We start from the raw sequence: 21,543 nt of genomic DNA on the forward strand, positions 1-21,543 counted from the left end.
TATCTATGAAGTACGAACTTAAAACTGATCCAGAATTTTTGCACGTTGCCATCATGGATGTTACCGTAGAAGCCAATGATTATAGCGAAGAAGTTGAAAAACAACTTAAAAAATATAAGCAACAATATGTTCTACCTGGTTTCCGTCCAGGACATGTGCCTATGACCATCATCCGAAAAAGATTCTATTCATCAACTGTTCTTTCTCAATCGACTCAACTGGTAGAGGATAAGATTTTTGATTTTATTAAAGAAAATAATATCCAATATTTTTATTATCCCATTCTAACACATGTGCCTTCGCTAGAATCGATCAGCTCTGAAAAAGAATCTCCTGTTCTTACATTTACTTTTAAAATCCCTTTAATTCCTGCAGAGAATTTACCACTTAACGAAATCGTTTTACCTGAATACTACCATATCCTCGTTACCGAAGAAAACATTAACGAAGAAGTAGTGAGATGGCAAAAAGAATTTGGTAAGCTTATTACATCAAGACCCGTCCAAGAAGACAGCATAGTATTCATCCAAATCAAAGTACCAGAACATTTGCCTCTTGCTTCAAAACAAGCTTATCTGATGCCTCTTGTCAGTAAAGCTTCAGCTCCCCAACTCATACAACTACTGAAAGACAAAGAGAAGGGAACTACCGAAACCTTGAAAGTTAAGGAGATGTTCTCTAATCTACAGGAAGCTGAGCCTATACTACGTGTAAAAGAAAACGACCTTGCTCAGTTGTGGGAAGAACAGGTAGATTTGACCATCATGGAAACTTATGTCCAAGAACCTGCTCCTATCAATGCCGATTTGTTCAATAAGGTATTCCCAAATGAAAATATTGAGACAGAAGAAGCTTTCAGAAATAGAATCTTATCATCTCTGAATTTTCATTATCAGAGAGAAGCCAATTATCATTTTGTCCAAACTCTTATTTCTACCATATTGCCAACATATCCCATCCATTATTCAGATGAAATTTACTACCATTTGTATGAAAGCATAACAAAAAAACAATCCAATGGAGAATTGAACGAAGAAATAAAGAAGGCTTTCAATAAAATCGTTATAGAAGAAAAATTAATAGCTGAACTTAATTTGACCGTTGAAGACCATCACATCAAAGATTATATTGCTCGTTATTTTATGCTCAACAAAGAACAGGAGGACTTTGAGAGAAAAATACAAACGATCATGTATAGCCTTCAGCAAGACAATAAAACGTATAAAAATTTGCTCGATGATGTCAAGCATGAACTATTGGTAAAGAAATTTATGGAAAAATACCCTGTTATTTCCAAGGAAATCAACATCAAGGAATTTCATCACATTTTACAATCCCAAAACCACAAATCATGAAAAGAGATGAATTTTATTCATTTGCCGTAAAACATAGAGGTATCAATTCACTAGTAATGGATGACTATATGCGAATCACGAGTGGCTATATAAGTCCTACTATCATTGAAGAACGTCAGCTCAATGTGGCAACCATGGACGTCTTTTCCAGACTTATGATGGACAGAATCATATTTTTGGGAGTACCCATAGACGATTATGTTGCCAATATTGTTGAAGCTCAATTGCTGTTTTTGGAATCTACTGATGCTGAAAAGGACATTTATCTCTATTTGAACACGCCAGGGGGTTCTGTTTACGCTGGTTTAGGGATATACGACACCATGCAATATGTAGCGCCCCGAATAGCTACCATATGCACCGGTATAGCTGCTTCCATGGGAGCTGTTCTTCTTTGTGCAGGAACGAAAGGTATGCGCTCAGCTCTTCCTCATAGTCGTATTATGATTCATCAGCCCATGGGAGGAGCTGAAGGGCAAGCCACGGATATCGAAATTGTAGCAAGAGAAATTAAAAAGCTTAAAGATGAATTGTATCAAATCATCTCACTCCACACCGGTCAACCTTTTGAAAAAGTAGAAAAAGACGGTGATCGCGACTATTGGATGCGCGCTGACGAAGCTCTAGAATATGGTATGATTGATGAAATACTCGTACGTGATAAAAACAAAAAATGACAAGTAAATTAAATGTTTGCTCTTTTTGTGGAAGATCTGCTAAGGAAGTACAAGCATTGATTACAGGTATCAATGTTGCTATCTGTAATCACTGTATTGAACAAGCTCACGATATTTTGCAACATGACCTTAAGCTTCAAAAGCCAAAGAAATTCAACTTACAAGTTAAAATTCCAAAAGAAATTTATGAGTTTTTAAATCAGTATGTAGTAGGTCAAGAGTATGCCAAAAAAATTCTTTCAGTTGCTGTATACAACCATTACAAAAGAATTTTAAATCCAAACCAAGACGTTGAAATTGAAAAAAGTAATATTGTACTCGTAGGTGAAACAGGTACTGGGAAAACTTTATTAGCACGGACTATTGCAAAATTTCTTGACGTACCTTTTGCCATTGCTGATGCCACAGCACTCACTGAAGCAGGTTACGTAGGAGAAGATGTAGAAAATATTCTCACCCGACTTCTTCAGGCCTCTAATTACGATGTAGAAGCAGCAGAAAAAGGTATTGTTTTTATTGATGAAATCGATAAAATTGCACGAAAAAGTGACAATCCTAGTATTACTCGAGATGTAAGTGGCGAAGGTGTACAACAAGCATTGCTAAAAATGCTTGAAGGATCAATTGTGAACGTTCCTCCTCAGGGTGGCAGAAAGCATCCCGAACAGCACATGATTCAGGTTAATACACAAAACATACTTTTCATATGTGGTGGTGCTTTTGAAGGAATTGAAAAAATTATCGCACGTCGTTTACAGACTTCTACCATTGGCTTTAAGGGCGAAACCATCAACAAACCAATTAAACAACATCTCATTCAACACATCACTAGTGAAGACTTGCGAAAATTTGGTCTTATTCCAGAATTAGTTGGCCGGCTTCCTGTCATCGCCTACCTTGAGCCATTGAACAAAAAAACATTAAAGCGGATCCTTCTTGAACCTAAAAACGCACTTATAAAGCAATACAAAGCCCTTCTCAAGTTAGACAATATAGAACTTGAATTTGAACCAAAAGCCATTGATTGTATTGCAGAATATGCTCTTAGCAGCAAACTAGGGGCTCGTGGTCTTCGTTCGATTCTTGAGAAAGTCATGACAGACATTATGTTTGAATATCCATCCCAGCATAAAGAATATATTCTGATTACAGCTAAATATGTCAAAGAAAAAATTGAAGAAGTAAGTGAAACTAAAACCTTAACCAAAGCATCATGAAAATGATATATACCTTATGAATATTTACTTTCGCATATTATTTTTGAGTTTTTTATTATGTTTTATGTCGTTGCATGTTTATTCACAAGAACCCAAAGGCATTTTAACCAGAGCTATCATTTACGAAGGTGATACCATACCTCTTTTCTGGTTACCTACGGTAAAAATCTATGGAACTCGTATTTTTAAAAATAAAACAGAAGCTATTGAATATACCCGACTTGTGCGAAATGTGAAAAAAGTATACCCCCTTGCCAAACTTGTAGGAACCAAGGTCAACGAAATTAATGCCTATTTAAATACCATCCCCAACGAAAGAGTAAGAAAAAAAGAACTCAATCGACTTGAGAAAGAACTCAGAGATCAATATCAAGATCAGGTGATGGCTCTCACTTTTAGTCAAGGTAAAATTCTTATTAAACTCATATACAGAGAAACTTCTCGAACAACTTATCATCTTATAGAAGATTACCGTGGCAGCATTGTAGCTTTTTTTTGGCAATCGTTCGCAAAACTTTTTGGCTATGATTTAAAAGTAACTTATGATCCTAACGGTCGTGACCGTGAAATAGAAAACATTGTCATTCTCATTGAAGATGGAAAATTATAATATGAAAAAAAAAGACTTGACTTGAAAAGAAATTCATTGCAAACCCTTTGTTTTTCAAAATAATATATTAATTTTGCAAACTCAAAAAAATAATTATGAGCATTTCAAAAGAAGAAAAACAATTGCTGATTGAACAGTTCGGAAAAAAACCTGGCGATTGTGGTTCACCAGAAGTTCAAATTGCCATTTTTACACAAAGAATCAAAGAACTCACTGAGCACCTGAAAAACAATAAAAAGGATTTTGTCACAGAAAGAAGCCTTTTAAAACTAGTAGGTAAAAGAAAAAGATTACTTCAGTATCTCAAGGACAAAGATATTGAAAGATATAGGGATATTGTTAAAAAATTGAACTTGCGTAAATAAATTTCTTTGCAGGTTCGGAAAAAGTAGCATGATCTTATGGAAGGCATTCGCGAAGAGATTGAATGGTATGATGGACGAAAAATCATTATAGAAACAGGCTTACTTGCCCGCCAAGCAGATGGTGCAGCAATGGTGAAAGTTGGTGACACGATGATATTTGCTACTGCTGTAGCTAAAGATGAACCTGTTGAAGGTGTTGACTTTATGCCTCTTACTGTTGAATACCAAGAAAAATATGCTTCAACAGGTCGTTTTCCTGGTGGCTTTATTAAAAGAGAAACCAAACCCAGCGAACATGAAATTCTAATTGCTCGACTTGTAGATAGGGCCCTACGTCCACTTTTTCCTGAAGATTTTAGAGCAGAAACTCAAGTGTTAATATATCTTGTATCGGCCGACAAGAACACACCCCCTGATGCATACGCAGCTCTTGCTGCCTCTACCGCTCTCATTGTTTCAGACATACCCTTTACCACTCCTATTTCTGAAGTGAGAGTAGCTAAAATTAATGAAAAATATGTAATCAATCCTTCTTTTAGTGAGCTAGAAAATGCTACTCTCGATATTATCGTAGGTGGAAACTACGACGATATTAACATGGTCGAAGGTGAAATGAAAGAAGTTAGTGAAGAAGAACTTCTTGAAGCTCTCAAAATTGCCCATCAAGCCATCAAAATCCAAATAGAAGCCCAAAAGCGACTGGCTGAAAAAGTTGATAAAGCTAGAAATAAAAGAACTTATCACCATGTCGAACAAGATGAAGAGTTAAAAAAACAAATTGAAGATTATTGTTATCCCAAAATTTATACTATATCCAAACAGTTTATCTCTTCAAAAAAAGAAAGAAAAAAAGCATTTGCTGCTATTTTAGATGAATTTCTTCTATCAATCCCCGAAGAAATCAGAGAATCCAAAAAAAGCTTAGCTGCTCGATATTTTCATGACATTCAGCGAAAAGCTATGCGGGATCTAATCCTGAATGAAAAAGTTAGAATTGATGGAAGAAAGCTTGATGAAATCAGACCTATTTGGTGTGCAGTAGATTACTTGCCTTCAGCTCACGGAAGTTCTCTTTTTACACGAGGAGAAACCCAAAGCTTAACAACAGTAACTTTAGGAACTAAACTTGACGAACAAACTATAGACGGAGCCGTTATTGAAGGATCTAGTAAATTCATCTTACATTACAATTTTCCTCCATTTTCTACCGGTGAAGTTAAGCCCATCCGTGGAACTTCCAGACGTGAAATAGGTCATGGCAATTTAGCTCAGAGAGCTTTAAAAAATATGATCGTTTGGGACGATGATAATCCTTATACTATCAGGGTAGTTAGTGATATTCTTGAATCCAACGGTAGTTCATCCATGGCTACCGTATGTGCTGGCTCATTGGCTCTCATGGATGCTGGCGTAAAAATTAAAAAAGCTGTTGCCGGCATTGCGATGGGACTTATAATGGACAATGAAACAAATAGATACGCCATACTTAGCGACATTCTCGGGGACGAAGATCATTTAGGAGACATGGATTTTAAAGTAGCAGGTACTGTTGACGGCATTACCGCTTGTCAGATGGATATTAAGATCAAAGGATTATCTTATCAAATTCTTGCTGAAGCATTGCAACAAGCAAAAAAAGGCCGTCTTCATATCTTAAGCATAATGAACAAAGTCATTTCAGCTCCACGTGAAGATTATAAGCCTCATGCTCCTCGTGTTGTCCGCATCAAAATACCACGAGACATGATAGGTGCTGTAATCGGTCCGGGCGGTAAAATTATCCAAGATCTACAACGTGAAACCGAAACTACCATTGTTATCGAAGAACAAGGAGATTACGGGTTGGTTGAAATTTATGCAACCAACCGCGAAAATATGGAAAAAGCAAAGGATGAAATTCAACGCATTGCAGCTATTCCTGAAATAGGCAAGGTTTACGATGCTGTAGTAAAATCTATACAGCCATACGGAGTTTTCGTAGAAATTTTACCAGGAAAAGCTGGTTTGTTACACATTTCTGAATTTGATTGGAAAAAAGTCACTAATGTTCGAGACTACTTCAATGTAGGGGACAAAGTTAAAGTAAAACTCATTGACATTGAAGAAAAAACAGGAAAACTTAAACTCTCGAGAAAAGCCATTTTACCAAAAAATCAATCATAATTTGCAACATTTATTTATGGTTTAAGAGTATAAAGGGTAAAACATATGAGTATGAGACAACTAAAAATAAGTAAACAAGTTACTAATCGAGAAACCGCATCACTGGATAAATATTTGCAAGAAATTGGTCGGGAAGAACTCATTACAGCCAACGATGAAGTCATTCTTGCACAACGGATACGTCAAGGTGACAGGCAAGCCTTAGAAAAATTGGTTCGTGCTAACTTGCGTTTTGTTGTATCTGTTGCCAAGCAATACCAAAACCAAGGGCTCAGTTTACCAGATTTAATCAATGAAGGGAATTTAGGACTCATTAAAGCTGCTGAGCGATTTGATGAAACTCGTGGATTCAAATTTATTTCATATGCTGTTTGGTGGATTCGACAATCTATTTTGCAAGCATTGGCAGAACAAAGTCGTATTGTACGCCTACCACTTAATAAAATCGGCACTATCAACAAAGTCAACAAAGCATACGCTCTTTTAGAACAGAAATATGAACGTGAACCTTATGCTGAAGAGTTGTCCGAAGTACTAGATATGGCAGAACATGAAATCAAAGAAAGTCTTCGCCACACAGGACGTCATGTTTCCATGGATGCCCCAGTAACTACTGAAGAAGACACTAATCTTTACGACCTTTACATAAGTCCAGATGAAAATGATCGCCCTGATAAAAATCTTTACATCGAATCGTTACGCATAGAAATTCGTCGTGCAATGAGTACGTTAACTCACAGAGAACGTGAGGTATTAAAATATTATTACGGTTTGGATGGTGCTCCACAACTTACTATGGATGAAATTGGTAACAAGTTTGGTTTAACACGTGAACGGGTTCGCCAAATCAAGGAAAAAGCTATCCGTCGCTTAAAAAATGGCAATAAAAGCAAAAATCTGAAAACATATCTTGGATAATTTAACGCTTCCCTCATCCGTTGAAAGATTCATAAAAAAACACCATGTTTTAACTTTATCAACTTCATTAAACGAAGAACCATGGGTTGCTCATTGTTATTACGCTTTTGAACCAAAAAATATTTCCCTAATTATAGCAAGCGATTTAAACACTATTCATGGGCAACACATGTTGAAGAATCCTTCTGTTTCCGTGGGTATTGCCCTTGAAACCCGGATAATAAAAAAAATTCAAGGTGTGCAAATCAAAGCTTATGCTCATTTGCTTAAAAATGAAGAACTGACATATGCTAAATTAATTTATTTCAAGCGTTTTCCAGAAGCTTTACTTTATCCCCCCTCTACTTTTTGGAGATTGGATATCATGAGCGTCAAAATGACAGATAATCGTTTTGGACTAGGAAATAAACTGATTTGGGAACGTTGATCCATCTTTAACTAAAATCAATTAATAATTTTGTCGGTTTAAAAATACCTCCTTTTGTTAAAAATTTCTCCTCATATCATAAAAGATTTAAATTAACTTTGCCATCCCTTGCATGAGATGAAGATTTTTATAAAAAATTGTTTTTTATCAAAAAAATAATGTAATATGGAAGAAAATATTTTAACATCGACTAAAAACAAAACTTTATCTTTTACCAGAATGAAAGGCCATGACGACATGAATAAAAACAAAAAAATCTATACATTCGAAGAAGCACTAGCTAAAGCAATTGAATATTTTCATGGTGATCAGTTAGCTGCCAGTGTGTGGGTAAATAAATATGCCTTAAAGGACAGTGAAGGAAATATTTACGAATCTACACCCGACGAAATGCACTGGCGAATCGCACGAGAAATCCATCGAATTGAAAAAAAATATCCTCACCCATTGTCTGTGGAAGAAATTTATGAAGTTCTTAAAGATTTTAAATACATCATTCCTCAAGGCAGTCCAATGGCAGGGATTGGAAATCCTTTCCAAGTAGTAAGCCTTTCTAATTGTTTTGTCATCGGATATGAAAATGCTGATTCATACGGAGGAATTTTAAAAATAGATGAAGAACAGGTGCAATTGATGAAACGAAGGGGTGGTGTTGGTCATGATTTGAGTCACATTCGCCCAAAAGGTTCGCCTGTTAAAAACAGTGCACTAACTTCAACCGGTGTGGTTCCTTTTATGGAACGTTACAGCAATTCTACTCGCGAAGTAGCCCAAGATGGTCGCCGTGGAGCTTTGATGCTGACCATTTCTATTAAACATCCAGATGCCGAAAGTTTCATTGATGCTAAAGTTGAACAAGGTAAAATTACCGGAGCTAATATTTCAGTTAAAATTGATGATGAATTCATGCGTGCAGTTCTAAATGATACTGAATACATCCAAAAATATCCTATCGACAGCAATAACCCTAAATTCACGCGAACCATTCGTGCCATAGAGTTATGGAAAAAAATTATTCATAATGCATGGAAATCTGCTGAACCGGGGATTCTTTTCTGGGATACTATCATCCGTGAATCTATACCTGATTGTTACGCTGATTTGGGTTTTAAGACAGTATCTACAAACCCTTGTGGAGAAATTCCTCTCTGCCCATACGATAGTTGCCGCTTGCTTGCTATAAACTTATACAGTTACGTTGAAAAACCCTTTACTTCAAACGCATACTTCAATTTTACTTTGTTTAAAAAACACGTTGCTCTCGCACAACGTATCATGGATGACATTATCGACCTCGAACTTGAAAAAATCGACGCCATTCTGCAAAAGATTGATAGTGACCCTGAGCCAGATGAACTTAAACAAACAGAACGTAATCTTTGGCTAAAAATTAAAGATAAAGCCATTCAAGGACGGCGAACTGGTATTGGCGTAACAGCAGAAGGAGATATGTTAGCAGCACTGGGCTTGCGTTATGGATCTGATGCTGCTATTGCTTTTAGTGAAAAAGTTCACAAAACCCTTGCTGTCGAAGCTTATCGCTCAAGCATTATGCTCGCAGCTGAAAGAGGTCCCTTCCCCATCTTTGACTTTGAACGTGAAAAAAACAATCCATTTCTCAATAGGTTATTCGATGCCGACCCATCTCTGAAAGAGGTCATGCAAAAATATGGTAGGAGAAATATCTCCTTGCTAACGATAGCCCCAACAGGTAGTGTAAGCATATTAACTCAAACTACCAGTGGTATTGAACCTGTTTTTCTTCCAGTCTACACAAGACGGCGCAAAGTAAATCCCAATGATAAAAATGTCCGCATTACATTTACCGATGAAGTTGGGGATCATTGGGAAGAATATTTGGTTTTTCATCCTAAATTTCTAACTTGGCTACAAGTAAATAACTATGACGTAGAAAAAATTAAACAGAATTTTTCACCTGAATTGATTAAAGAATTGATTGAAAAATCACCTTATCATCAGGCTACAGCTGCAGATGTAGATTGGGTAGCTAAAGTAAAAATGCAAGGTGTTATTCAGAAATGGGTCGATCATAGCATCAGTGTAACCATCAATCTTCCTGAACATGTTAGTGAAGAACTTGTTGACACATTATACAGAACTGCATGGGAAAGTGGATGCAAAGGAGTAACTGTTTACCGTGAAGGTTCACGCAGCGGCGTACTTGTAAGTTCTAGTAAAAAACAAGAAGACGCTTTTATTGAAACCAAAGCACCAAAAAGGCCAAAAAAATTGGAAGCTGCTGTTGTTCGTTTTCTGAATGAAAACGAAGAGTGGATTGCTGTTGTTGGATTGCTTAACAACAGACCTTACGAAATTTTTACGGGTAAAGCCGATAATTTTATCATCCCCACCTACGTAAAAAATGGTTGGGTCATCAAAGAAAAAAAACCAGGAGAGAAAGCTCGTTACGATTTTGAATACATTGACAAAGATGGATATCTCATTACGATGAGGGGACTTTCAAGAACATTCAAACCTGAATATTGGAATTATGCCAAGCTCATTTCTGGTGTATTACGACATGGTATGCCTTTGCCAAAGGTAATCGATCTTGTGGAAAACCTTCGCTTCGACAACGAAAGCATCAATACTTGGCGAACAGGTGTTGTTCGAGCTCTTAAACAATTTATACCCAACGGCACCAAAGCTAAAGGATCCTGCCCTCAGTGTGGTCAAGAAACACTTGCTTATCAAGAAGGATGCTTGACTTGTTCAAGTTGTGGCTATTCAAAATGTGGCTAAAAATTTAATCTATTTTTTAAAATTTCCTGAGTTCTTTCTTTTTACCTTTGCAAGAATCATCTACATAAGATGGATTATTTTCATCAGATTTTTTCCGTGTCTTGGATTGATGTCTTTGATATATTGCTGGTTTCGCTTTTAATTTATCAAATTTTTAAGATATTTAAAGATACTAATGCTATCAAGATACTTCTTGGCATCACTGTTCTTTACCTTACATGGAAAATTGTTTCTTTTCTTGGTTTTAATTTGCTTGGAGAAATTATTGGAAATTTCATCAATGTTGGTGTTCTTCTTCTTATCATTGTCTTTCAACCAGAAATACGAAAATTTTTACTTTACATGGGATCTCAGACTTTTATTTCTCGTCACCGAGGCAAATTCCTTTTTTGGCACTATAATAAACCCTCATCTTTCAATTTAAACGTAGAGGAAATCGTAGACGCATGTGCATCAATGTCATCTCAAAAGATAGGAGCTCTAATCGTACTGACCCGTCATGCTCCACTGATGGATGTCATCCTCACTGGTTATATGTTTGATGCAGAAATTAAGAGCTTACTTTTACAAAGCATTTTTTTCAAAAATTCACCACTTCATGATGGTGCCGTGGTAATCCGAAATAATAAAATTATAGCAGCTCGTTGTACATTACCTCTTCCTACGGATACACCACTTACCAATCAATGGGGAATGAGACATCGTGCAGCCATTGGTGTAACTGAAAACTCCGACGCTCTGGCGATTGTGGTATCGGAACAAACCGGTAATATCTCCTTGGCTGCAAACGGTCAACTTCACCCTGTCATTTCTGTTCAACAATTAAAGGATTTACTACATTTGTATTACGCTTAAAAAATGAGTAAAATTGTTCATCTATACGTTGAAAGTCTTGCATCGGAAGGATATGGAATTGCCTACTTGGATGGCAAGGTGACTTTCATACCTTTCACCGCTCCTGGTGATGAAGTTGAAGCAGAACTTATACAAATCAAAAGAAATTACAATTATGCTCAATTTTTAAAAATTGTAAAACCATCTTCGATACGTATTGAGCCTTTATGTCAGCATTTTGGAACGTGTGGTGGATGTAAGTGGCAACATCTTTCTTACAAGACACAATTAGAATGGAAACAACAATTTGTCGTGGATGCTTTTGAAAGAATTGCAAAAATTATCCCTCATGAAACATACCCTATCGTTCCCTCCCATCAACCATTTTATTACCGCAACAAAATGGAATTCAGTTTTTCTCCGAGCGATTCATGTCCAGAAAAACCAGTTCTTGGTTTCCATTTACCAGGAAAATTTAATCGTGTTTTTCACGTCGAAAAATGTTTTCTTCAAAACGATTTTCATAATGTCCTTCGACACCATCTTTATGAAATTATCTTGTCTTTAAATTTAAGTCCTTACAACAGAAAAACACACGAGGGTTTTTTACGCAATCTAATTATTCGAAAAAACTCGAAAGATGAATGGATGATTATCTTAGTTGTAACTGAAGATAAAAAAGAGATTATTCATCACATCTTTGAAAAAATCATTCCTTTATTTCCTCAAGTAATATCTTGGAATTACGTGGTAAACCAGAAAAAAAACGATTCTTTGCACGATTTAGACCCAATTCTTTTTTACGGGATGCCCTATTTGGAAGAAACCATTTTGCAAATTCAATTTAAAATTAGACCTCTCTCGTTTTTTCAGGTCAATAAGAACCAAGCAGAAAAATTGTATAGTAAGGTTGTTCAATGGGGAGCTTTCAAAAAGGAAGATGTGGTGTATGACCTTTACACGGGAACTGGGACAATTGCTCTTTCCATTTCTCCATTCGTAAAAAAAGTTATCGGAATAGACAACTCTTCGCAGGCTATTCAAGATGCTCAAGAAAATGCCCGGAATAACTCTGTTTGTAATTCTGTGTTTGTCTTTTCAGATGTCGCTAAAGGTTTTAACGATTCTTTGATTGAAGAACATGGTCGTCCAAATGTAGTTATCCTTGATCCTCCACGAAGCGGTGTGCACCCACAAGTAATTAAGCAACTATTAAAAAAACGACCTGAACGGATTATATATGTGAGTTGCAACCCTGGCACACAAGCTAGAGATATTAGCATGCTCTCCGAACTTTACGAATTGCATAAAATTCAACCTTTTGACATGTTTCCACAAACGGCACATGTAGAAAATATAGCTTTATTAATTCTCAAAAACTCTTCTGTTTCCACTCCTCAATAATTACTTCCTAATTTTTGTCGGTATTGATCGTCTTTACAACTATATTTAAAAAAATTTATAGTTTTTCTCCACAAATTTATTCATCAACATTTCTCATCTGAGATTTGTTCAAATATCACTTCATACACCAAATTCACGAGTTTTTTCGAAAATATTTTTTACCAAAAGGAACAGAGACACTGAAGAATAACAATATCCGATGTTGAATTTTTTATTGTTGATGTTAACAAACAAATCAAAAAATTTTTTTATTTAATTACAATTTTTTGCATCTTTAACGAAAAAATATTACAAAAAAAAATAATGACTTTTTTCTAAAATTGCAAAAAATTAGGATGAAATATAAGCTTTGCTTTATATTAACATTTTTAATGATTTTTTTTCTTGAAGCCACATGTCAGTTTCAGTGTGTTGGTTTTTCTTATGGGAGGGGAAAGTATACTTTTGGATTTCCAAACATAAAAAACGACATGGAATTTTTTAATTACCTTTATCCTGAATTAGAAAAACCATTTAAATATCATCGTTTTTACGAAAATTACTCCATTAAGACAGGAGCCCTTTTTGATGAAGATGATGATTTTTCACCTTTGGTGGTAGTTTATTTAAAACATCAACGTTCCGTTTTTTATGCAAAAGGACAATCACATGCTTTATACGATCATACTAACTCTCATATTTATGACATTACGGCAAAATATAGCATCTACTATACCTCTTTGGGCCTCAATATTTACTTGTGTTTAATTCCGCATGTATTTTATTTTGGTTTGGCTGGAATAGAGTTAGCACATTTAACTCAAAAATTTACTCAAACCGTGAAAAAAGGAGGAATCACACCTTATGAAAATATAACCAAAACCCAACGGGAAATTCAGGGTTGGGAGTTTAGTTTATTACTGCAAGTTCCACTAAAAGAAAAACCCTTGCTGCAAATTAAACCTTATGTTTCTATGGAACCTTTCACTTCTCTTCTTTCTGTTGATATGGCCCATTTTTATAATCGATACAACCATGTAGGAATTGACGTTACTTTTTGTATCCCTTTGTAAAACAAAAAACTATAAAAGTTATGAAAAAAACAATTTTATATTTTGTTTTATCATTACTTGTATATGCTTGCCATCATGTAATCCCACCTTTTAGTTATTATGAAAAATTCTATGGGGTATGGAAAATCAAAACTTATCAGTTGAAAAACGATTCAGGTCAGTGGATCACTATATTGAAAGACACAGGACGTTTTATTTTCTACGATGCTCTCGAAGATTTATTCCAACATTATGACGACAGCTGTAAATTACTCATACTTTATCCTCCTCCATATTCTCATCTCTTTATCAATTCTCCATCATTTTGGTGTGTAGTTTCATTTCCAAGTTATTACGAACAATTCTACTGGCGCCTCTTAGGCGAAAATAAACTTATGATAAAAAAGTATCTCGACGCTGCGGAACAATTACATTTTACATATAAATTCACAAGCAAAAAAGAATTGGAAATAGTTGATAAATATGAAAAAGAGAAATGGATTTTGGAAAAAATATAATATCTACTTATTTAGTTGCATTTTGTCTATTTTTGCAAAAAAATGATTCCTTTTTCCCCCCCACGCATAGACGAAAAAATAATTGAAGCTGTTGTTGAAGTATTGCGTTCGGGGTGGATTACAACAGGGCCAAAGACTTATGCTTTCGAAGAAAAATTGCAAAAATACACGGAAGCACAAAAAGTAGTGTGTGTGGGTAGTGCTACAGCAGGGCTTGAGCTAGTGCTACGATGGTTTGGCATAGGTCGTGGTGATGAAGTAATTGTACCTGCATATACCTATGCTGCTAGCGCCAATGTCATTTTACATTGCGGAGCGAGGCCTGTTTTCATTGATTCTTCCCCAGAGGATTACAATTTGGATATAGAAACTCTCGAGAAGCTCATCACTGAAAGAACAAAAGCCATTATCCCAGTAGATATTGGTGGCTTTCCTTGCGACTACGATAGAATTTATGAAATAGTAACATCTTCTTTAATTCAACAAAAATTCCAACCTGCCACTGATAAGCAACGGCAACTTGGTCGAATTCTTATCCTTTCTGATGCAGCTCATAGCCTTGGAGCAATTTATAAAGGTAGAAAAACTGGAACATTAGCCGACTTCACTGTCTTTTCTTTTCATGCAGTTAAAAACCTAACCACAGCCGAAGGAGGTGCCATCAGCATTCAACTTCCTGAAAATTTTGATGTTGACCAAGTATATCGAGAACTAAAACTTCTATCTCTCCACGGCCAAGACAAAGATGCTATGACTAAACTTAAACCTGGCAACTGGGAATACGACATTCTTCTTCCGGGTTATAAGTACAACATGACCGATATTCAAGCCGCAATGGGTCTGATAGAACTCGAGAGATACGATTCGGACATGTTGAGCAAACGAAAATATATTTTCAAAACTTATGACGAACTCTTAGAAGGACAAGGATCAATAAAACTTCCGCTTTACAAAGATCATTTTCGAGAAACATCTTATCATCTCTACCAGATTCAAATATCTTTTGCTGATGAAAAGATACGCAATGAAATTATTCAGCAAATTTTTCAGAAGGGAGTTTCAGTAAATGTCCATTTCAAACCCCTACCTCTTATGACAGCTTATCATCAACTCGGCTATCGGATAGATGATTATCCCCACGCTTATGAACACTACAAAAAAGAAATTACACTTCCTGTATACTACCAACTTACCGATGATCAGATTTACACTATTGCTAAAGTTGTTCGTGAAACAGTTGAACAATATGAAAAGATTTTTTGATTTTGTTGTTTCTCTTATAGCTATTATTCTTCTTTTACCAGTTTTTTTGATTATTTCAATTCTTATTATAGCAACATCGAAAGGAGGGCCTTTTTATTTGCAAACACGAGTAGGTAGATATGGGAAACTTTTTAAGATCATCAAATTCCGTACGATGTACAAAAAAAGTGATCAAAAAGGCCTTCTGACAGTCGGGATGCGAGATCCACGAATAACTCCCGTAGGCTTTTTTTTAAGAAAAACCAAATTAGATGAACTTCCTCAACTGTTTAACATTCTCTTAGGACATATGAGCTTTGTAGGTCCTAGACCAGAAGTTCCTAAATACGTCGAATTGTATACAGAAAAACAAAAAAAAATTCTTACCGTTCGACCTGGTCTTACCGATTACGCTTCTCTTGCCTATATTCACGAAAACAAAATTCTTGCCCAGGCCGAGGATCCAGAAAAATTTTACATAGAACAAATCATGCCCGCTAAATTAGAACTTAGTCTTCAATATATTCACGATCAAAATCTGATAACGGATTTTAAGATCATTTGGAAAACAATCAAGCAAATTCTCAATAACGATAATGCTCAGGTTTAAAGGGACCATCTATGGGCACACCTATGTAAGCAGCTTGTTCGGGTGTTAGTTTTGTTAATTTAACACCAAGAAAATCAAGATGCAAACGTGCAACTTCTTCATCTAGCTTTTTAGGTAAACGATAAACTCCTATTTCATATTGATTTTGCCACAATTCTATTTGAGCTAGCGTCTGATTAGTAAAGGAATTACTCATCACAAAAGAAGGATGACCATTAGCATTACCAAGATTGACAAGTCTGCCTTCTGATAAAAGAATGATGGAATGTCCATCTGGAAAAATATACTTATCAACTTGGGGTTTGATGTTGATTTTCCGAATGCCTGGATAATTTTCAAGAGCAGAAACTTGGATTTCATTGTCAAAATGTCCGATGTTGCAAACGATAGAACCATCTTTCATTTTTTCCATATGTTCGATTCGAATCACATCACGGTTACCGGTGGCTGTAACATAAATATTAGCAATGGGCAAGGCATCTTCGACGGTAGTGACTTCAAAACCTTCCATAGCTGCTTGCAAAGCACAAATAGGATCTATTTCCGTAACCAATACACGTGCTCCAAAACCTCTAAGTGAACGTGCAGATCCTTTTCCTACATCTCCAAAACCGCAAACCACCGCTACTTTTCCAGCAATCATAACATTGGTGGCTCGTTTTATCCCGTCAGCCAGGGATTCTCTGCATCCGTATAAGTTATCAAACTTCGACTTGGTTACGCTATCGTTGACGTTAATAGCTGGCACTAAAAGTTCCCCTTTCTCATGCAATTTATATAAACGATGAACTCCCGTTGTGGTTTCTTCGGAAACTCCCCTCCACTCACTTACCACTCTATGCCACCACGATGGATCTTCGATGTAAATTTTCTTTAACATTCTTAAGAGAGCAGCTTCATCTTCCGAAGTGGGTTCTCTGTCAAGTATAGTTGGATCGTTTTCAACTTGATACCCCAGATGAATCATTAAAGTTGCATCCCCTCCATCGTCAACAACTAGATGTGGCCCCTTGCCATCATGGTTCAAAGCCATAAAGGTTGCCCACCAGTATTCATCTAGTGTTTCACCTTTCCATGCAAAAACGGGAATACCTGCCTTAGCAATAGCTGCAGCAGCATGATCTTGAGTTGAAAAAATATTGCAACTGGCCCATCGAACCTCTGCTCCCAAATGTCTAAGAGTTTCAATGAGCACAGCAGTTTGAACAGTCATATGAAGTGAGCCAGATATCCTTGCTCCTTTCAAAGGCTTGGAATCCCCATATTTCTGACGCAAGGCCATTAACCCTGGCATCTCTTTTTCGGCGATTTCGATTTCTTTTCTTCCCCACTCTGCCAGTGAGATATCTTTCACTTTATAATCCAACTTTTCCTTTATGTTAAACATAACTTCCAATTTTAAACCAAATTTATTTCTTTAATTTCAAAGATATTTCCCGCTTTATCCTTGATAAAATACCCTTTTTTACCAGTCCTTTTTTCAAATTCTACGACAGTATAATTAGCTTTTCTAGCTTTTTCGATGATTTGGTTAGCCTGCCAATATTCCAAAGCCATATGAGATACGCCAGGAGTAAATGGGACAGGACATACGAAGAGCTCCAGAATAACTTCGAACCTCTGCATGCGATGGATAGGTATTAATCTTTCCTCTCCAAATAATTTTAATGCAGCATCTGGATAAAAAATGTAAGTTTTGATCTTCGTAAAACCTAAGACTTGCTCATAAAAGTCATGGACTTCACTTTCTTCAAAAATATGTACTCCTATGTGCCGAAGCATAGAGGGAAAGTATTGTTATTATTCCTCTTCTTTCGCTTGTTCTTCATATGCTTTAAGTAATTGAGCTTGAATTTCAGCAGGTACTTGCTGGTAATCGCTAAATTTCATTGTATAGGTTGCTTTACCGGAAGTAAGAGAGCTGAGGGCGGTAGAATAGCGAGTCATTTCTGCCAATGGAACCCTTGCTCTGATTTTCTGATAATGTCCTTCTCCTTCCATGCCAAGAACAACTCCTCTCCTATTTTGAAGATCGGTCATGACATCGCCCATCCGATCTGACGGTACTATAACTTCCACTTCATAAATGGGCTCTAAGATTTTAGGAGCAGCATTTTTAAAAGCTTCCTTGAAAGCATTTCGTCCTGCTAATCGAAATGAAATTTCATTTGAATCTACAGGATGCATTTTTCCATCGTAAATATAGACAACGATATCTCGAGCATAGGAACCTGTCAACGGTCCTTCTTCCATTTTTTCCATTATACCTTTCAAAATGGCAGGCATAAAACGTGCATCAATAGCTCCACCCACAATACAATTATGAAAAACAAGTTTCCCACCCCATGGCAGATTATATTCTTCCGTTCCACGAATTGGAAATTCTGTTGAATAAGACATGCCTTCCCGATAAGGTTCTATCATCATATGCACTTCGCCGAACTGACCTGCACCACCTGATTGTTTCTTATGACGATAGGAAGCTTTCGAAGCTTTAGTAATGGTTTCACGATACGGTATTTTAGGTGGAAGAAATTCTATGGGTATTTTTTCAATGGTTTCAATGTGCCATCTGGCTGCATTTATATGCATTTCACCCTGTCCCGAAACAATAATTTGTTTAAGTTCCTTCGAATACTCAACCAGAATGGTTGGATCCATTTTTCTTAACTTAGCCAAAACTTCACCTAACTTTTCATCGTCCGCAGTATTCTGAGCCTTTACTGCAGTTCTGAATTTGGGATCAGGGTAGGCAATAGGAGCAATCTTTATTTCTGAACGTTTAGGATGATATAGTGTATCGTTGGTGCCTGTACTCTTAAGCTTTACAGTAGCCACGATGTCACCGGCGACAGCCCTTTCCACTTTCTCTCGAATCTTTCCTGCAGTTACTAAAATTTGAGAGATCCTTTCCTTCCCACTATTGGATGCATTGATAACATCGACTCCTTCTGTTATTTCTCCCTGTAGAATCTTGAAAAATGAAATTTCACCTAAATGTTGTTCAATGGTTGTCTTAAATACGAAACCCACGAATGGCTCATCTGCTTTAATAAGCAACTCTTTCCCATCTTCTGTTTTGAGAGGTTCTACTTGGTCAGGTGCCGGAAGGTAATTAATAATGAATTCCATTAAAGATGTTGTCCCTATATTCAACTTTGAACTTCCACATAACAAAGGATAAATATTTCGTTGAATAATGCTTTGCATAAGACCTTCATGAAAATCTTCGGGCGATAAATCACCTTGCTCGAAAAATTTCTCCATTAAGGATTCGTTACTTTCAGCTGCAGCTTCAATTAGTTGGTTTCTGTAAGCTTCTGCTTTAGTTTTTTCCGAATCAGGTAGGTCCTTTACTTCAGGTTTTCCTCCACCACTGGGAAAAGTCAAGAGTTTCATGCTTAACACATCAACTAAAGCATTAAACCCATGACCCACTTGTAAAGGATATTGAACTGGGATAACTTTGTTTCCGAAAGTATTTTGAAGGTCTTTAACCACTTCTTCAAATTGAGCTTTTTCGTGATCTAGTTGATTAAGAAAAAAAACTACAGGTTTCCTCATTCGAGTAATGTTTCGCCAGCTTATTTCCGTAGTTACCTCAATTCCGTTCTGAGCATTGATAAGCATGATTGCCACGTCAGATACTGTCAAAGCTGCTAACACTTCACCAACAAATTCATCAAAACCAGGTGTATCTATAATATTTATTTTTTTCCCACCGTACTGAGCAAAAAGCACAGTTGAAAAAATGGAACTTTGTTTTTCAATTTCTATTTCACGATAGTCGGATACCGTATTTTTATCTTCGATGGTACCACGTCGGTTAATGACACCTCCCTCAAACAACATACACTCTGCAAGGGTGGTCTTACCAGATTTTGCTCCACCTACCAGTGCAATGTTTCGAATCTCCTTTGTCTGATATACCTTCATAACTTGCTGTTATTAAATTTTTTGCAAAAGTAGCAATTTCTAATTTAAGAAGTTTAAAAAGCATTAAAATATCCATTCTATTTCGTGATGATAAAATAACCTAACAAATCCCCACTGATCGCTCACGACGATTTGCCCTTCTTGTGAAACATCTTCAAACTTAGCTCGAAAAATTTCTTTTTTTTCTTTAATTAACAAATCAATCCATTGGTTTTTTTTCCAAAGCATATCTACATAATTTTCCCTTAGCTCTATAAATTTTCTCTGTGCCCATTTTTGAAAATATTTGCTAAAAAATGTCATGAAAGCGGTTGTTTCTTTACGAATATCTCTTGCCTTACCGGTAATCAGATAAATCGACGTTGCCTTTTGGACAATTTCAGGAGGAAAAACAAGTTGGTTAATGTTAATACCAACACCAATAAAAACCCATTTTAAAACCCTTCCTGTATAAAGATTTTCAACTAAAATACCAGAGATTTTTTTATTGCCAACTAAAATATCGTTGGGCCACTTTATACGAACATCATTCGCAGAAGTCACCTGTGTAACATATTCCCAAACCGATAAAGAAATCATGTGGTGTAACGAAAAAATAGGAAACTTAATTTCACCATTTAAAGGTATGCAAATGGTAAACAAAAGATTTTTATCCTTTTCTGAGAACCATTGATGATCTCCTTGTCCTCTTCCCCTTGTTTGAAAACCGGCTTGAATTACTGTGATGATCTCAGGATTAAAATGTTGTACGTGTTTCCATGCATAATCATTGGTAGATTCAAGTTCATCAAAATACCAAATATCATAAATCATCTAACGATGAATTTACAGATTTATTGGGATCAAGATACTCTTGCAAAAGTTGTTGAGCCACTTCCAAATCCTGGTTTTTCACCCATACTTTTATTCCCCCGATGGCTTGAGAATAAAAAGGCTGGATGGTGATAGTATTATAATCCTGAACAACATGAGGAATTTCATAAGCCTCTAGTTTGGCAATAAAAAGCAAAGCTTCGTGATAATATGAAAAAACGTGTAACAATTTCCAATCTTCCATTACTGTGCAAACATAATTTTTTTACAGAAATTATATGACAGACATGACTTTTTTGTCAGCTTTTGTGGAAAAAATGACAGCAGTTCTAATTTGGCATAAAACATGAAAAGGAAGGGCAAAAATTTAGACTATGGGCGAAATAAAGATTAAACCATTGGCAGATCGGGTTGTTATTAAACCTGAACCAGCAGAATCAAGAACAAGTAGTGGAATTATTATTCCCGACACAGCAAAAGAAAAACCTCAGAGAGGAAAAGTTGTGGCTGTTGGAATAGGAAAAAAAGATGAACCTCTATCAGTAAAGGTGGGCGACATGGTTCTTTATAGTAAGTACGCAGGTACTGAGATTACCATTGATGGGGAAGATTACCTCATTATGAAAGAATCCGACATTTTAGCAATTATTTAAAAAACAA

Annotated in this window: 21 protein-coding genes; 16 read left to right on the top strand and 5 right to left on the bottom strand. The window is 36.2% G+C overall.

The window, feature by feature from the left end:
- Positions 1-5 precede the first annotated feature (5 nt).
- From N2Z72_05885 to N2Z72_05955, 15 genes are all read left to right on the top strand, one after another.
- Entirely contained in the window at positions 6-1,355 is a 1,350-nt protein-coding gene (locus tag N2Z72_05885) for a trigger factor (protein ID MCX7697206.1), read from the top strand.
- The gene (gene clpP / locus N2Z72_05890; GenBank protein MCX7697207.1) at positions 1,352-2,032 is read left to right on the top strand and encodes an ATP-dependent Clp endopeptidase proteolytic subunit ClpP; all 681 of its coding nucleotides are present in this window, start codon (positions 1,352-1,354) and stop codon (positions 2,030-2,032) included. Before N2Z72_05885 ends, clpP begins: the two co-directional genes overlap by 4 nt.
- Positions 2,029-3,249 carry an ATP-dependent Clp protease ATP-binding subunit ClpX gene (gene clpX / locus N2Z72_05895; protein MCX7697208.1) on the top strand — a complete coding sequence of 407 codons (1,221 nt, stop codon included), beginning with the start codon at positions 2,029-2,031 and terminating at the stop codon, positions 3,247-3,249. Before clpP ends, clpX begins: the two co-directional genes overlap by 4 nt.
- 16 nt (positions 3,250-3,265) lie before the next feature.
- A complete protein-coding gene (locus tag N2Z72_05900; GenBank protein MCX7697209.1) occupies positions 3,266-3,859 on the top strand; it encodes a DUF4294 domain-containing protein in 594 nt (197 codons plus the stop codon).
- A 95-nt stretch (positions 3,860-3,954) separates the two neighbouring features.
- Positions 3,955-4,224, top strand: coding sequence for a 30S ribosomal protein S15 (gene rpsO / locus N2Z72_05905; GenBank protein MCX7697210.1), 270 nt, complete (start codon positions 3,955-3,957; stop codon positions 4,222-4,224).
- A gap of 36 nt (positions 4,225-4,260) precedes the next feature.
- On the top strand, positions 4,261-6,387 hold the full coding sequence (gene pnp, locus N2Z72_05910; GenBank protein MCX7697211.1) for a polyribonucleotide nucleotidyltransferase: 2,127 nt from the start codon (positions 4,261-4,263) through the stop codon (positions 6,385-6,387).
- Between the two features lie 51 nt (positions 6,388-6,438).
- A complete protein-coding gene (locus tag N2Z72_05915; GenBank protein ID MCX7697212.1) occupies positions 6,439-7,305 on the top strand; it encodes an RNA polymerase sigma factor RpoD/SigA in 867 nt (288 codons plus the stop codon).
- Entirely contained in the window at positions 7,298-7,732 is a 435-nt protein-coding gene (locus N2Z72_05920) for a pyridoxamine 5'-phosphate oxidase family protein (protein MCX7697213.1), read from the top strand. The genes N2Z72_05915 and N2Z72_05920 overlap by 8 nt, the downstream gene beginning before the upstream one ends.
- A 237-nt stretch (positions 7,733-7,969) precedes the next feature.
- Positions 7,970-10,495 carry an adenosylcobalamin-dependent ribonucleoside-diphosphate reductase gene (locus N2Z72_05925; GenBank protein ID MCX7697214.1) on the top strand — a complete coding sequence of 842 codons (2,526 nt, stop codon included), beginning with the start codon at positions 7,970-7,972 and terminating at the stop codon, positions 10,493-10,495.
- Between the two features lie 69 nt (positions 10,496-10,564).
- Positions 10,565-11,350, top strand: coding sequence for a diadenylate cyclase CdaA (gene cdaA, locus N2Z72_05930; GenBank protein MCX7697215.1), 786 nt, complete (start codon positions 10,565-10,567; stop codon positions 11,348-11,350).
- A gap of 3 nt (positions 11,351-11,353) precedes the next feature.
- The gene (rlmD, locus tag N2Z72_05935; protein ID MCX7697216.1) at positions 11,354-12,733 is read left to right on the top strand and encodes a 23S rRNA (uracil(1939)-C(5))-methyltransferase RlmD; all 1,380 of its coding nucleotides are present in this window, start codon (positions 11,354-11,356) and stop codon (positions 12,731-12,733) included.
- A 335-nt stretch (positions 12,734-13,068) separates the two neighbouring features.
- Positions 13,069-13,785 carry a hypothetical protein gene (locus N2Z72_05940; GenBank protein ID MCX7697217.1) on the top strand — a complete coding sequence of 239 codons (717 nt, stop codon included), beginning with the start codon at positions 13,069-13,071 and terminating at the stop codon, positions 13,783-13,785.
- Between the two features lie 20 nt (positions 13,786-13,805).
- Positions 13,806-14,282, top strand: coding sequence for a hypothetical protein (locus N2Z72_05945; protein MCX7697218.1), 477 nt, complete (start codon positions 13,806-13,808; stop codon positions 14,280-14,282).
- Positions 14,283-14,324: 42 nt separating this feature from the next.
- Entirely contained in the window at positions 14,325-15,545 is a 1,221-nt protein-coding gene (locus N2Z72_05950; protein ID MCX7697219.1) for a DegT/DnrJ/EryC1/StrS family aminotransferase, read from the top strand.
- Positions 15,529-16,134, top strand: coding sequence for a sugar transferase (locus tag N2Z72_05955; protein ID MCX7697220.1), 606 nt, complete (start codon positions 15,529-15,531; stop codon positions 16,132-16,134). The genes N2Z72_05950 and N2Z72_05955 overlap by 17 nt, the downstream gene beginning before the upstream one ends.
- Here the strand turns inward: N2Z72_05955 and ahcY are convergent.
- From ahcY to N2Z72_05980, 5 genes are all read right to left on the bottom strand, one after another.
- A complete protein-coding gene (gene ahcY, locus N2Z72_05960) occupies positions 16,109-17,521 on the bottom strand; it encodes an adenosylhomocysteinase (protein MCX7697221.1) in 1,413 nt (470 codons plus the stop codon). The genes N2Z72_05955 and ahcY overlap by 26 nt on opposite strands.
- Positions 17,522-17,532: 11 nt before the next feature.
- Positions 17,533-17,916, bottom strand: coding sequence for a VOC family protein (locus tag N2Z72_05965; GenBank protein MCX7697222.1), 384 nt, complete (start codon positions 17,914-17,916; stop codon positions 17,533-17,535).
- Positions 17,917-17,934: 18 nt separating this feature from the next.
- Positions 17,935-20,070: an elongation factor G gene (locus N2Z72_05970; GenBank protein MCX7697223.1), complete on the bottom strand. Its 2,136-nt coding sequence runs from the start codon at positions 20,068-20,070 to the stop codon at positions 17,935-17,937.
- A 63-nt stretch (positions 20,071-20,133) separates the two neighbouring features.
- Positions 20,134-20,883 (bottom strand): biotin--[acetyl-CoA-carboxylase] ligase, encoded by a 750-nt coding sequence (locus N2Z72_05975; protein MCX7697224.1) that lies wholly within the window; start codon positions 20,881-20,883, stop codon positions 20,134-20,136.
- Positions 20,873-21,127 (bottom strand): DUF2007 domain-containing protein, encoded by a 255-nt coding sequence (locus N2Z72_05980; GenBank protein MCX7697225.1) that lies wholly within the window; start codon positions 21,125-21,127, stop codon positions 20,873-20,875. The genes N2Z72_05975 and N2Z72_05980 overlap by 11 nt, the downstream gene beginning before the upstream one ends.
- 139 nt (positions 21,128-21,266) lie before the next feature.
- Between N2Z72_05980 and N2Z72_05985 the strand changes: the two genes are divergently transcribed.
- Positions 21,267-21,536, top strand: a complete 270-nt coding sequence (locus N2Z72_05985) for a co-chaperone GroES (GenBank protein MCX7697226.1) — start codon at positions 21,267-21,269, stop codon at positions 21,534-21,536.
- Positions 21,537-21,543: the final 7 nt, after the last annotated feature.

Source organism: Bacteroidales bacterium (assembly GCA_026418905.1).
GTDB lineage: Bacteria > Bacteroidota > Bacteroidia > Bacteroidales > DTU049 > JAOAAK01.